This is a genomic window from Candidatus Electronema sp. TJ (genome assembly GCF_048287355.1).
Classification (GTDB): Bacteria; Desulfobacterota; Desulfobulbia; order Desulfobulbales; family Desulfobulbaceae; genus Electronema.
Map to the genome: position 1 here is coordinate 19,264 of NZ_JBLWEP010000008.1, position 12,225 is coordinate 31,488.

Sequence of the window (12,225 nt, forward strand, 5' to 3'; positions counted from 1 at the left end):
AACTCGGCATGATCGGGCTTGGGCGGCTTGATCTCGCTCATCCGCTGATTGAGCCATGTCAGCACCCTGTCAATCTCCGCCGCGAATTCACGCATCGCCCTGCCCCGGTGGCTGACCTGGCTTTTCTCCTCCATGCTCACCTCGGCGAAGGTTCTGCCGAAGTCCTCATACAAGAAGACCGGATCATAGCCGAACCCCGTCTCTCCCCGCCGCTGCTCGGTGATGCGGCCCTCACAGCGTCCTTCCCAGGTCAATGCCGGACCATGCGGCACTGCCAGCGAGAGGACGCACTCGAAGCGGGCGGCGCGGTTGCTCCTGCCTTCCATCTCGCGCAGCAGCTTCTCGCAGTTGTCCCAGTCCGATGCCTTTTCGCCGCTGTAGCGGGCCGAATACACGCCCGGCGCACCGTCCAGTGCGTCCACGGACAGGCCGGAGTCGTCAGCCAGCGCGGGCAGGCCGAGAATGCGGGCGTAGTGCAGGGCCTTTTTATAGGCGTTCTCCTCAAAGGTCGTGCCGTCCTCCACCGCCTCCGGCATGGGGCCGAAATCCTTCAGGCAGCGGATATCCACCGCAACGTCTTTGAGCAGTGCCCGCAGCTCCTTCACTTTATTTTCATTGCTGGTGGCGAGCACAATGATGTTGTTCATAAAAAGCCTCCTGAGGGCGGCCTGCTCCTCGCCCGCCCTGATGATGAATGCATGAAAAACATTTTCGGATCGCCCCCATCATACCTGATGCGCATTGACTTTGCACCGGGTTCGGCTACAATTCGTCTGCTTCCGCCGTTTCCTCCTGCGCAGCCACCTCTTTTAACGAGCTGAACGCCATGAAAAAAATCGCGGCACTCGCCCTGCTGCTGACTTGCGCCGCAGCGGCGGCGTGGCAGCTCCTGCCGCGCCCGGCTGACAGCCTTTATTATGCTGATCATCTGCCTGCGGAGACTGTGGCCACAGTCAGTCTGTTTGACCTCAAGGGCTTGGCGAAGACTTTCCCCGCTTCCGCGCCAGGCAAGTTTTTCGCCAAGCCGGTCATGCGGGCGGTCTTGGCCGAGCAGGGTGCGGAAGAAGAAGCGATTCTCCGCTACGAGGCCTTGCATGACAGCTTGGCGGATATTCTGAGCAATCCGTTCTTTCAGCTGCTCTTCGGTGATGATGCCGCATTCGCCCTGCTGCCTCCTGACCCGGTGCTGCTTAAGGGCAATCCCGCTCAAGCCCTGCGCGATTCCCTTGTCGCTTTCGGCAGCTCGTCGTCAGCAGGCATCATCGGCGGTATTGCCAGCACCTTGAGCAACGAGTTCAGCCAAGAGACGGTGGATGGTCTTGAGTTGACCCGCCTTCGTCTGAAGGATGGCGGCTTCCTTTATGGCTATGGCAAGGACGGGGTGTTGATTCTTGCCTTCAATCCTAAGCAGATAGCCGCCGCGTTGGCCCAAAAGAAAGCGGGCGGTCGCCTAAGGGAGCAGCCCTTTTTCCTTGCGGCGAAAAAATTCTGGCAGGAAGAAACAGCGGGCCGCAGCCTGCTGCAGTTCAGCCTCAACCCCAAACGCCTTCCCCCGCTTTTGGCCGCCTTGGAGCAGGCCGAGACAGGGAACATCGCTGCCCGGCTGGATTCCTTCCACAGTCTGAGCGGCCTGATTGTGGCACGGCATGACAGGCTGAAGCTCAGCCTCCGAGCCGAACACAGTCTGATGGTAACGCGCATCGCGGCCAGCGAACACAGGAAAGTCCTTGCCCTGTTGACGGAGACGGTTCCTTTGTATTTGTGGACCGCCGCTTTGGACCGGCAAACCGCTGAAACTCTGCTTGCATGGACTAATGTCCGCCCGGAAACGTTGCGGCAGAAGCTGGGCCTTTCTCTTGATGAAATAATGACTGCCGTCGGGCCGCAGGCAGGGCTGGCCATGAGCGGCATCGTCAGCGCAGGTATTTCCCTCCTGCCCAAGCTGACGATCTTTCTTCAAATGCGGCAGGCGGAACCCGCCCGCTTGATTACAGAACGGCTTCGCAGCTTGATCAGCCGCCAAGGTTTCGCCAAGGAGCAAACCGCTGAGGCGGATGGCCATGCCATTTATTACTGGCGGTTCCTGCCCGCCGAGGCCGCGCAGCCCGCTATTGCCTTGACCGGCGACATGCTGTATATTGCTAATGGCCCTGCTGGACTGAAGGCTCTGCTGACCGAAAAGCAGGCTGTGGTGTCCCACGCTGTCCGAGACAGCCTTGGCTCAGAATTGGCTGACCAGCTTGCCGCCGCCAGCGTGCTGACCTTTGCGGCTCGCCCGGCCCGACTGGCTGCCGAGGCTCGCAAGGCCAAGGACTGGCTGACCGCCGCCCTTGCCGGGACAAAGGCGGGTGCGTCAGAGCACCTGCGGGAGGCAATTCTATTGCTGATGCAATCGGTCGAACTGGCCGCAGCATGGGCAAATTTCGACAAGCAACATCTTGATATGTCGCTTGTCCTCTGCCATGCGCCGTGTCGGGAGATAGAAAAATGATTGCCGGAAAAATGCGGGAATTATTCTTAATAAGAACTGAGGCATCCCAAAAACGCTTGACACCTCAGCAGTCAGAAGATATTTAAAAAGAAGGGAATCATATTATTGACTCATCTTCCAGCCATTCCATGCAACGCTATTTTCTGCTGTTCCTGTCTGTAGTTCTGCTAAGTCTGCCGCCTGTCCCGGTCGAAGCTGTTCCTGTTTTTGGCAGCGGTGCGAAGAAACGTCCTCAGGCTACACAGACTGAAAAATTTACGCCTAAGGGGAGAAAAAAGACACGGTCTCAGATAGCGACAGCTGGGTTATCCGCGTCCGCCGCAGCGAAAAGAAAGCCTGCTGTTGCGGCAGCACAGCAGAGGAAGACTGCGTCTCGCTCGCAAGTCATTTATTCAGATTCGGCTGATATGGATGATGTCGGCAGGATTTCCTCAAAAAGTGCCGTCATTCTGGATGCCCGCACCGGAGAAACCCTGTTCGACAAAGAGGCGGACAAGCCCAGACAGCCTGCCTCGACCATCAAAGTGCTGACCGGCATGATTGCCCTGAAGAGGCTGCAGGCGCATGAGCCGGTTGAGGTCAGCCCCCATGCGGAGTCCATGCCCAGATCAAAAATTTATCTGAACGCGCGAAAACAGTACAAAGCCGACGACCTGATCAACGCGGTGCTGCTGTCCTCGGCCAACGATGCCAGCGTAGCCTTGGCGGAAAAAATCGCTGGCAGTGAGGAGGATTTCGCCAACCTGATGACCCTGCACGCCACACTGTGGGGGGCAAGAAACACCGTCTGCCGTACGGCCTCCGGCCTCACCGCTTCAGGTCAGCAGTCCACCGCCCGTGATCTGGCTGAGATATTCCGTCACGCCATGCAGGACAGGGAGTTTGCCAGACGGATGCGAGAGCGGCTGCTCAGCACCTCTGACGGCAAGCCTCTGCGCAACCACAACAAAGCACTCTGGCAGGTGGATGGCGCGATCGGCGGGAAGACTGGCTACACCAGCCAAGCCAGACAGACCTATGTCGGGCAATTCGAGCGGGACGGCGACAGCATTGTGATCGCCATCATGGGCAGTGAAAGCATGTGGAACGACATCCGGCGGCTGGTCGATTACGGATTTGAAAAAAAAGAGCGGGGCAGGATGGCGCAGCTCGCCAAGCAGCAGCAGGCGAAGGCGTTGAAGGTGCAGTAGGATGGATATCTCAACAGAACGTTTCGCTTTCGGAAAAAATTGGAGTCGTTTTCTTGAAACGATAAACGAAGAGCGTATAAATGAAGCAGAATTATCTCTTCGAAAAATGCTTCAAATTGACAATTTGAAAGGAAAATCTTTTTTAGATATTGGTTCTGGAAGTGGCCTTTTTTCTTTAGCAGCAGCCCGGCTTGGAGCTGAAAAAATTTTTTCTTTTGATTATGACTTACACAGTGTAGATTGCACGAGAGAGTTAAGGCAGCGATTTTTCCCTGACCATAAAAATTGGACTGTAGAAAAAGGTTCTGTGCTCGATAAGCAATATTTAAGCCATATCGGTGTCTATGATGTGGTTTATTCGTGGGGAGTTTTGCACCATACGGGTTCAATGTGGCAGGCGTTAGAAAATACTGTTCCTTTAGTCAAGGAAAGAGGGTATATTTTTATAGCTATCTACAACGACCAAGGAATTATAAGCAAAGTATGGACGGGGATTAAAAAAATATACAATAAATTGCCAGCTATTACACGTCCATTTTATGTTGTTTTTATCTGGAGTCCTTTTGAATTACTTATGATGGTAAAACAGATTGTTACTGGTCATGCCCCTTGGCAGCATTGGATTGATTACAAGAAGAAGAGAGGCATGTCGATACTACATGATATTATTGATTGGATAGGTGGTTATCCATTCGAGGTCGCAAGTCCAGAACAAATATTTTGTTTTTATAGAGATAGAGCGTTTGTATTGAAAGAATTAAAAACAAAGAATGGGATGGGATGCAATGAATTTGTTTTTATCAAACAAAAAATTAACATTAAAGATGGGTATTGTTAGAGTTATAAAACATCTATCGAAAGAAGAAGCGTTGCTCTTTCGGTTTGAAGTCTTACGTAGAATCAGCAGACTGCTAGTTCCTTCGTATAGATTTAAATGGCCTTATATGGAATGGTGGAATGATATTATATTCAATGAATATCTTGATAAGTTTAATGAAAAAAAAGGATTGAATACGGATCGTCGGTGGATGCTGTATCAAATAATGAGATTAACTGAAAATATACCAGGGGATACGGCTGAATGCGGAGTATATAAAGGAGCAGGTTCATATATAATTTGTAAACTTAATCAAGAGAATAAATCCTTCCGAAGAGTTCATTATTTGTTCGATTCATTCGAGGGGCTTTCTACGCCATTAAAGAAGGATGGAAAATATTGGAGCAAAGGAGACTTATCGTGTCCTTTAGATGTGTTGAAAGATAATTTGTCAAAATTTAATAAAATTAGCATCCATAAGGGCTGGATACCACAATGCTTCTCTGGTGTAGAATCATCAAGTTTTTGTTTTGTTCATATAGATGTAGATTTATACGCTCCTACTCTCGATAGTCTCAATTTTTTTTATTCTCGAATGAGTAGGGGGGGGGTTATTTTATGTGATGATTATGGATGTACCACTTGTCCTGGGGCAACAGAGGCTGTAGATTCTTTTTTGGAAGACAAAGAAGAAAAAATGCTATCTCTATCTGGGGGAGGAGGCTTTCTTATAAAAGGAACGAAAACTTCGAGGGGACTTGGATGATCAACTGATTTACTTTATCATCATATTCTTATGCCAATATGTGAATAGTAAAAAATTAGACAAATAAACAATGCTTGTTGAAAAACCAATACCAATTAACCCTGCTATTTTAATTAAAATAGCATCAAGTACAATATTGCAACACAGGCTATATGTAGCAATTATTAGCAGTATATTTATCTTTCCTGCCGCACTCAAGGCTCTGACATAGACTAAACCTCCAATGTAAAATCCAGAACCAAAAAGATAACTTTCTAATAAGCCAGACAGGACAGTTTGTTGTTGAGCTGTAATTTTTCCAAAACCAAATAATAAGCTAACAAGATAATCAGATGTAGATATAATTAAAATTCCTGTGATAGTTCCTAAGACAAGGTAGCGCACTGCGATGCTGTGAACATTGATCTTTTTAAATGACTCTTCTGATGCGCTTGCAGTCTTGCTCATCGCGGCATACGTAACTGCGATGTGTCCTGTGAAGAGCAAAGGAACTATATTCCATAGTTTATTTGCATACTCAACAAAGGTGACGGCTCCTACTTCTTTAACAGTCTGCGCAAACCAAATGTCAACAGGATAAATCAAAGCCATAATAAACGAGGCTAAGAGTTGTATCTTTGTATTTTTATATCCCCATCGAATAATCTTTTCACTTGAATCCGTTCTTTGGGATCTCCCACCTGAAGAAATATCTTTAAAGAAAGATAACCAAGCCAGTTTTCCAGCTTCGAATGCTAAAAAGCTTGACGCAAATGAATAAATATGAATGGGAGTTATGAGAAGGAAAAGTATTGCGGCGGCGGCACCAGATAACGTGCCTGAAACAGCTGCTTGAAATCGATTGCTTGCATTCAAAACTCCAGCCTTAAGTGCGGACAGCGATGCAAGAACAGGGATTAAAAATAGAATGAATATTAAATAATAGTTGTTGTTTTTATACACCAAGCTTGAAGCGAAACAGATAACAATACTTAGCAGTGATATATATACCACGATCCTTTTCGAGAAAAAACGATATACATATGCAGCTTCGTCCTTGTTCTTCACTCTGTGAAACACAGGCATTGCAACAGTATCAGCGGCTCCGGTCGCAACGCTTGTTAAGACCACAAGAGGCGCAAGCAGCGCGATAACGTTGTCCGTCAGAGCTGTTGAGCCATATTTATTCCCTATCGCTATGAAAAACACCAGATGAACTGCGCGGGCAGCTATATTCACCGCTGTGATGAGCAGCGGCTCAAATTTACTTAACGATACGTTGGACAAAATCGCTGTTCCAATTGAAAAACAATTCCCTCGCGCAGCCCTTCTGAGCAACTGCGACATCTTTGATCATCTCTTGTTTCTTTATCACTTCTGTTACTAAGTTTCTCCAGTCCGCACAAGACGCAGACAGCAAATAGTGCTCCGGCAATATCTCCGCATGTTCAGGGATATCGCTGGCAAACACTGGAACACCATGCCCCAATGCCTCCAGCACCGCATTCGGCGCACCTTCATGCAGGGAAGGCATAAGCAGCAGATCAACCTCCGGCCAGATGCGCTCTGAAGGCACCCAGCCCATGAAGTGAACGCGGTTTGTCAGATTCTCCCGCGTTGCCTGCTCCCGCAAGAGCTGCTCATCTGGGCCAGTGCCGTACAAATACAGCTGCGCCTGCTCTGCGCTGATCTCTTTAAACACCTTAAGCAGCAGCCGTTGGTTCTTCCTTGGCTCCAGCACGCCGACGCAGGCTGCCCGCAAAGGAAGCCGCAGCTCCCGTGTCTTCTTGGCCGTGCCGGGCACTGGAATCTCATTCCTCAGCACTCCGCTTGCTGCTGGCTTCAAGGTTTCGTGCCGCGCCAGAGTGTCCTTCAGCAAGGCTTCCGACACCGCATACATGCGGGTTCCTGTGATTCCCAAGCCTTCCAGCAAGTGCTCCAGCTTGATCAATATGCCAGCGCGCTGCTTGATCTCATGATTTCTCACCGTGTCCGCACGCAGAAACAGTGTCAGTGGCACACGTTTCGCCAGTCGGAGCGGCTGCAGGAACAGCGCGTAGGTATGTCCAAAAGCGAAGGCCCGGTCTATCCGATAACGGAAGCCAAGCCAGAGCAGCAGCAGCGGCGCAAGCAGGTGGAAACATCCCCAGAACAAATAGCCCGACGTGCGTTCCTCCGGCCAGGGGAAGCGGTGGAAATGGCAGTTCGGATGCGCAATGGGAAACGGCACCACAGCCAGATAATGCACCGTGTGCCCCGCGTCCAGCAAGGCGCTGATGCCCCTGAACAGCCGCTTGCAGAATCCTCCCGGCTTGGGCCGGTAGTAGCAGGTCAGGATGCGAAATGTCTCAGCCTTGTCAGACAGCATTGAATGTTGAGGCCGCATCGGTTATACACAGCCCATGAAGATTCTTTCCATATTCGGCACCAGGCCTGAGGCTGTCAAGATGGCTCCGGTCATCCAGGCTCTTCAGGCAGATGCCGCCTTCACGCCCAGAGTCTGCGTCACAGCCCAGCACCGGCAGATGCTGGATCAGGTGCTGGAGCTGTTCGCCATCCGCCCGGATTATGACCTCAATCTCATGCAGGACGGGCAGGACCTGTTTGATCTCACCAGCCGCATGCTGCCTGTTCTGCGCGATGTGCTTCAAGCCGAGCAGCCCGACATGATCTTGGTGCAGGGCGACACCACCACCTGCTTTGCCGGCAGTCTGGCCGCCTTTTATCTCCGCATCCCGGTTGGCCATGTGGAAGCTGGGCTGCGCACGCATGACCTCCATGCGCCTTTCCCGGAGGAAGGCAACCGGGCCATGACTTCCCGCCTGGCTGCCCTGCACTTTGCGCCGACCGAGCAGGCCCGCCGCAATCTGCTGGCCGAGGGCATTGCCGCAGAGCGCATCCATGTGACAGGCAACACGGTGATTGACGCGCTGCTCTGGGTGCGCGACCGCATCCTCATGAATCAGGACTGGGGCGATGTCTTCGGCGGCGCTGGCTCTGTCATCCGCGAGCGCAGGCCCTTTGTGCTCATCACCGGCCACCGGCGTGAGAACTTCGGCTCCGGCTTTCAGCGCATCTGCGAGGCCATTGCCCTGCTGGCGGCGCAACGCCCGCAGCTGGACTTCATCTATCCTGTGCACCTCAACCCCAACGTGCAGGCGCCAGTGTACTCTCTTTTAGGTGGAAAAGCAAACGTCCACCTAATTCCGCCGCTGGACTACGCCCCTTTTGTTCATGCCATGAACTGCGCCAAACTTATTCTCACTGATTCCGGCGGCGTGCAGGAAGAAGCCCCTTCTTTAGGCAAACCGGTGCTGGTGCTGCGCGAGACCACTGAACGGCCTGAGGCGGTGGCCGCAGGCACGGTGCGGCTGGTCGGCACAGACACAGCGCGCATTGTCCAGGAGACAGAACGCCTGCTGGACGATCCGCAGCTGTGCGGGCAAATGAGCCGGGCAGCCAATCCCTACGGCGACGGCCATGCGGCGGAACGGATTGCGGCAATCCTGCGGCAGGTCCCAAAATCCTGAACATTTGAAAGTCATGGCCATGACCTCCAGGCTCTCATGCTCATGAGTGTCAGGATGTCATGTGCATGACCTTCAGACACTCATGCTCATGACTCTCAGACAGTCATGTACATGACCTTCAGACTGTCATGAGCATGACCTTCAGGAACTCATGGCCATGGGATTCGGCAGGCCGCGCTGCCGCAAGCATTGGGCGGTTGCCAAATCCGCCGGAGAAAGGTAATATAGCCCTGTCGTTATAGGCTTCAGTCGGGAAGGACGCGAGGTTCTTTAACAGGGCGGGTGATGCAGCTCACCAAGCAGTTTCTGATCACGGAAGAAGGGAAGTTTGAACTGAGCAAGATTGTGTCAGTCAAGCTGAGAGAAGAAGAGTATCTGCCTATGTGCGTGTATCCTCTGCTCGTGCCTGGCGTACTCCTGATTCTCTTCTTTCATCCTCTGTGCAGCCTTTCATGCCTTATTCCAGCAGCATGGTTTGCTGTTTGCCATAAGAGAAAGGTTCCGTGTGCAGTGGTGACTGTCTGCACAGCTGCAACTACGCAGGTAGTCAAATTGTCGAGCAAAGGACAGTTGCAAGAGCTGGAAGCTGCTATCAGCAAGGCCAAGAGCGACTCCAAAGCATGACCTGCTGTAAATCAACTCATAAGGAGAATATAGAATGGGTCAAACCATTGCGGAAAAGATATTCGCTGCCCACCTGCGCGACACCCCCGCGCCAGGCAGCATGGTATTAGATATAGACGTGGTCATGTGCCACGAGATCACCACGCCGATAGCCATCATGGACCTGATGGAGAAAGGCATGGACCGGGTCTTTGATCCGGGCAAGATCAAGGCGGTGATCGATCATGTCACCCCGGCCAAAGACTCCAAGACCGCCATGCAGGCCAAGATCATGCGCGACTGGGCGCGGCGGCATGGCATCAAGGATTTCTTTGACGTGGGCCGCAACGGTGTCTGCCATGCCCTCTTCCCGGAGAAAGGCTTCATCCGTCCCGGCAACACGGTCATCATGGGCGACTCGCACACCTGCACGCACGGAGCCTTCGGCGCGTTTGCCGCAGGCGTGGGCACCACGGATCTGGAGGTCGGCATTCTGAAAGGGGTCTGCGCCTTCCGCGCCCCTGAGACCATGAAGATTGAGATCACGGGCGCATTGCCCAAAGGGGTGTATGCCAAGGACGTGATCCTGCACATCATCAAGCAGCTCACGGTCAACGGGGCCACGGACAAAGTGATGGAGTTCTGCGGCCCGGCAGTGGAGGCGATGGACATGTCCTCGCGCATGACTCTCTGCAACATGGCGGTTGAGGCTGGCGCGACCTCTGGCATCTGCCTGCCTGATCAAACCACGGCGGAGTACCTCTGGCCTTTCATTCAGAACGAGTTCGGTTCGGTCGAGGAGGCGGCATCCTCCTTCCTCTGGTGGCATTCCGACACTGACGCTGTCTATGCTGGAACGCTGACGCTTGATGTCTCCAGCCTGAAACCGCAGGTCACGCATGGCTACAAGCCGGATCAGGTCAAAGACATTGGCGAGCTGGCTGGCACCAAGATTGATCAGGTCTACATCGGCTCCTGCACGAACGGGCGCATTGAAGACATACGGGCCGCCGCGTCCATCCTCCGTGGCCGCACCATTGCCGACAGCGTGCGCGGCATCCTCACGCCCGCCACTCCCGCCATCTACTCGCAGGCATTGGACGAAGGGCTGATCAAGGTTTTCATGGACGCGGGCTTCTGTGTGCTCAATCCCACCTGCGGAGCCTGTCTGGGCATGAGCAGCGGAGTATTGGCCGAAGGCGAATCCTGTGCCTCGACCACCAACCGCAACTTCAACGGGCGCATGGGCAAGGGCGGCATGGTGCATCTGATGAGTCCGTTGTCCGCCGCCGCCGCTGCTGTGACCGGCCAGATCACCGATCCGGTTTCTTTTCTCAACTGATTCCCGCAGGAGAACGACGCTATGAAGCAATTCGGCGGTTCCGCATACTTTATTGACCGCAGCGACATCAACACCGATGAGATCATTCCGGCCAAGTATCTGACCGAGATTACTAAGCGGGCCTTGCAGCCGCACCTGCTGGAAGACCTCTTTCTCGACGGCAAGGAGTTCGACACCAAGAACCCGGCTTTCCAAGCTGCCGAGGTGCTGGTGACGCGCTCCAACTTTGGCTGCGGCTCGTCGCGCGAGCACGCGGTCTGGGCCTTGGAAGTCAACGGCATCAACGTGGTGATTGGAGAGAGCTTTGCCCGCATCTTCCGCCAGAACATGTTCAACTGCGGCATACTCGCGGTGGAGCTGGCGAAAGCGGACATAGACCGGCTCTTCTCTTTGGCCGGCAACAGCAGCGGCGTGAAGATCAGCGTTGATCTGCAAGCCGACAAGGTGCTGGCTGAAAGCGGACAATGCGGCAGGCTCGAATGCGGCTTCAGCATGAACGCCTTTGACAAGGAGCTGGTGGCCGCAGGCGGCTGGTTGGCCTATGCGGATGGGAAGTATTGAAGAGGCAGGTGCGCTGTGTTTGTCCTTGTCTGCAACGCGCACGGTGTTTCCTTCATGATGCTCCGCCGCCAGTCTCCGCAGGAAATGTGCCGGACAAAGCGGCGGCGCAATTCGGGCAATTGACGAACTGCGCCGCAGGAGCTACAATGCTTATGCCACAGGCAGCGGCTGGATGCGGCGTTTTCATCTGTCTGGCCGTCTTTGCAGCACCATAACCCAAAAAGGAGAGCGGAATATGAAGAAACAACTGAGCGTATTGGCAGCAGGCGCGGTCGCGGCATGCATCGCTTTTGCCGGAGCAGCTCATGCTGACACCCTGCGGGGGAAAAATTATGTCGGCGGCTCGCTGGGCATGATTTCTTTCGGCGACGACATGGAGGCATTTGATGATGCCACCGCCTTGTCAGGCTTCGGCAACATCAATCTGAACGCCAATGTGGATCTGGAGCTGTCGGTTGATTATGCCTGGGCGGACGGCAACGACAGGGGCATTGAGGTTGATACCAACGCCTTGAGCGGCGGCGGCGATCTGGTCTACTCCTTCAGACCGAACCAGCGCTGCAACCCCTATCTGAAAGCAGGCTTGGCAGTGATCAAATCAGAGGTCGAAGCCTCGGTCATGGGCCTGAAGGTCAGCGAGGATGACACCAATGTCGGCTTTGGCGCAGGCGGCGGCGTGGAGTTCGAGGCCACCAAGGAAATTCTTCTCCGCGCCGGTCTTGACTACTTCAACGTTGACAGCGATGACAGCGTCAATGTGTCCGGCAAGCTCGGCTATTGGTTCAACCCGCAGATTCTCGGCTTTGTCGGCGGAGCGTATGACTTTGATTCAGAAGACAAGGTCGGCGAGGTCGGCATGGTCTTCAAGCTGAACTGACAGAACGCCTTGGCGGAAAAGAGAAAAAGGCTGCCCAGCTGGGCAGCCTTTTCTTTTTCTGCCGACATG

At 53.3% G+C, this 12,225-nt stretch carries 12 protein-coding genes; 9 read left to right on the plus strand and 3 right to left on the minus strand.

All coding sequences use genetic code 11. The features are described from left to right. Window positions 1–647 (minus strand): XTP/dITP diphosphatase (locus ACNKID_RS01335; protein WP_417911629.1); only part of this gene is annotated, 647 nt, incomplete at its 3' end. Between the two features lie 179 nt (window positions 648–826). On the opposite strand from ACNKID_RS01335, the gene ACNKID_RS01340 reads away from it, so the two are divergent. The 4 genes from ACNKID_RS01340 to ACNKID_RS01355 all read left to right on the plus strand — a co-directional run bounded on the left by ACNKID_RS01340 (window position 827) and on the right by ACNKID_RS01355 (window position 5,264). Beyond that, window positions 827–2,491, plus strand: a complete 1,665-nt coding sequence (locus ACNKID_RS01340; protein ID WP_417911630.1) for a hypothetical protein — start codon at window positions 827–829, stop codon at window positions 2,489–2,491. 407 nt (window positions 2,492–2,898) lie between these two features. Beyond that, window positions 2,899–3,681, plus strand: a complete 783-nt coding sequence (locus ACNKID_RS01345) for a D-alanyl-D-alanine carboxypeptidase family protein (RefSeq protein WP_417911631.1) — start codon at window positions 2,899–2,901, stop codon at window positions 3,679–3,681. A gap of 1 nt (window position 3,682) precedes the next feature. After that, entirely contained in the window at window positions 3,683–4,519 is an 837-nt protein-coding gene (locus tag ACNKID_RS01350; RefSeq protein WP_417911632.1) for a class I SAM-dependent methyltransferase, read from the plus strand. After that, window positions 4,467–5,264 (plus strand): TylF/MycF/NovP-related O-methyltransferase, encoded by a 798-nt coding sequence (locus ACNKID_RS01355; protein ID WP_417911633.1) that lies wholly within the window; start codon window positions 4,467–4,469, stop codon window positions 5,262–5,264. Before ACNKID_RS01350 ends, ACNKID_RS01355 begins: the two co-directional genes overlap by 53 nt. 9 nt (window positions 5,265–5,273) lie before the next feature. Here ACNKID_RS01355 and ACNKID_RS01360 read toward each other — a convergent pair whose 3' ends face one another. Both ACNKID_RS01360 and ACNKID_RS01365 read right to left on the minus strand, forming a co-directional pair. Continuing rightward, window positions 5,274–6,590, minus strand: a complete 1,317-nt coding sequence (locus tag ACNKID_RS01360) for a lipid II flippase MurJ (RefSeq protein ID WP_417911634.1) — start codon at window positions 6,588–6,590, stop codon at window positions 5,274–5,276. Beyond that, window positions 6,508–7,611 (minus strand): glycosyltransferase family 4 protein, encoded by a 1,104-nt coding sequence (locus ACNKID_RS01365; RefSeq protein ID WP_417911635.1) that lies wholly within the window; start codon window positions 7,609–7,611, stop codon window positions 6,508–6,510. The genes ACNKID_RS01360 and ACNKID_RS01365 overlap by 83 nt, the downstream gene beginning before the upstream one ends. A gap of 34 nt (window positions 7,612–7,645) precedes the next feature. On the opposite strand from ACNKID_RS01365, the gene wecB reads away from it, so the two are divergent. The 5 genes from wecB to ACNKID_RS01390 all read left to right on the plus strand — a co-directional run bounded on the left by wecB (window position 7,646) and on the right by ACNKID_RS01390 (window position 12,156). Then, entirely contained in the window at window positions 7,646–8,773 is a 1,128-nt protein-coding gene (wecB, locus tag ACNKID_RS01370) for a non-hydrolyzing UDP-N-acetylglucosamine 2-epimerase (protein ID WP_417911636.1), read from the plus strand. A 285-nt stretch (window positions 8,774–9,058) separates the two neighbouring features. Next, window positions 9,059–9,397 (plus strand): hypothetical protein, encoded by a 339-nt coding sequence (locus ACNKID_RS01375; protein ID WP_417911637.1) that lies wholly within the window; start codon window positions 9,059–9,061, stop codon window positions 9,395–9,397. A 34-nt stretch (window positions 9,398–9,431) separates the two neighbouring features. Continuing rightward, window positions 9,432–10,718: a 3-isopropylmalate dehydratase large subunit gene (locus tag ACNKID_RS01380; RefSeq protein WP_417911638.1), complete on the plus strand. Its 1,287-nt coding sequence runs from the start codon at window positions 9,432–9,434 to the stop codon at window positions 10,716–10,718. Between the two features lie 21 nt (window positions 10,719–10,739). Continuing rightward, entirely contained in the window at window positions 10,740–11,279 is a 540-nt protein-coding gene (gene leuD, locus ACNKID_RS01385; protein WP_417911639.1) for a 3-isopropylmalate dehydratase small subunit, read from the plus strand. A 235-nt stretch (window positions 11,280–11,514) separates the two neighbouring features. Continuing rightward, window positions 11,515–12,156, plus strand: a complete 642-nt coding sequence (locus ACNKID_RS01390) for a porin family protein (RefSeq protein ID WP_417911640.1) — start codon at window positions 11,515–11,517, stop codon at window positions 12,154–12,156. Window positions 12,157–12,225 lie beyond the last annotated feature (69 nt).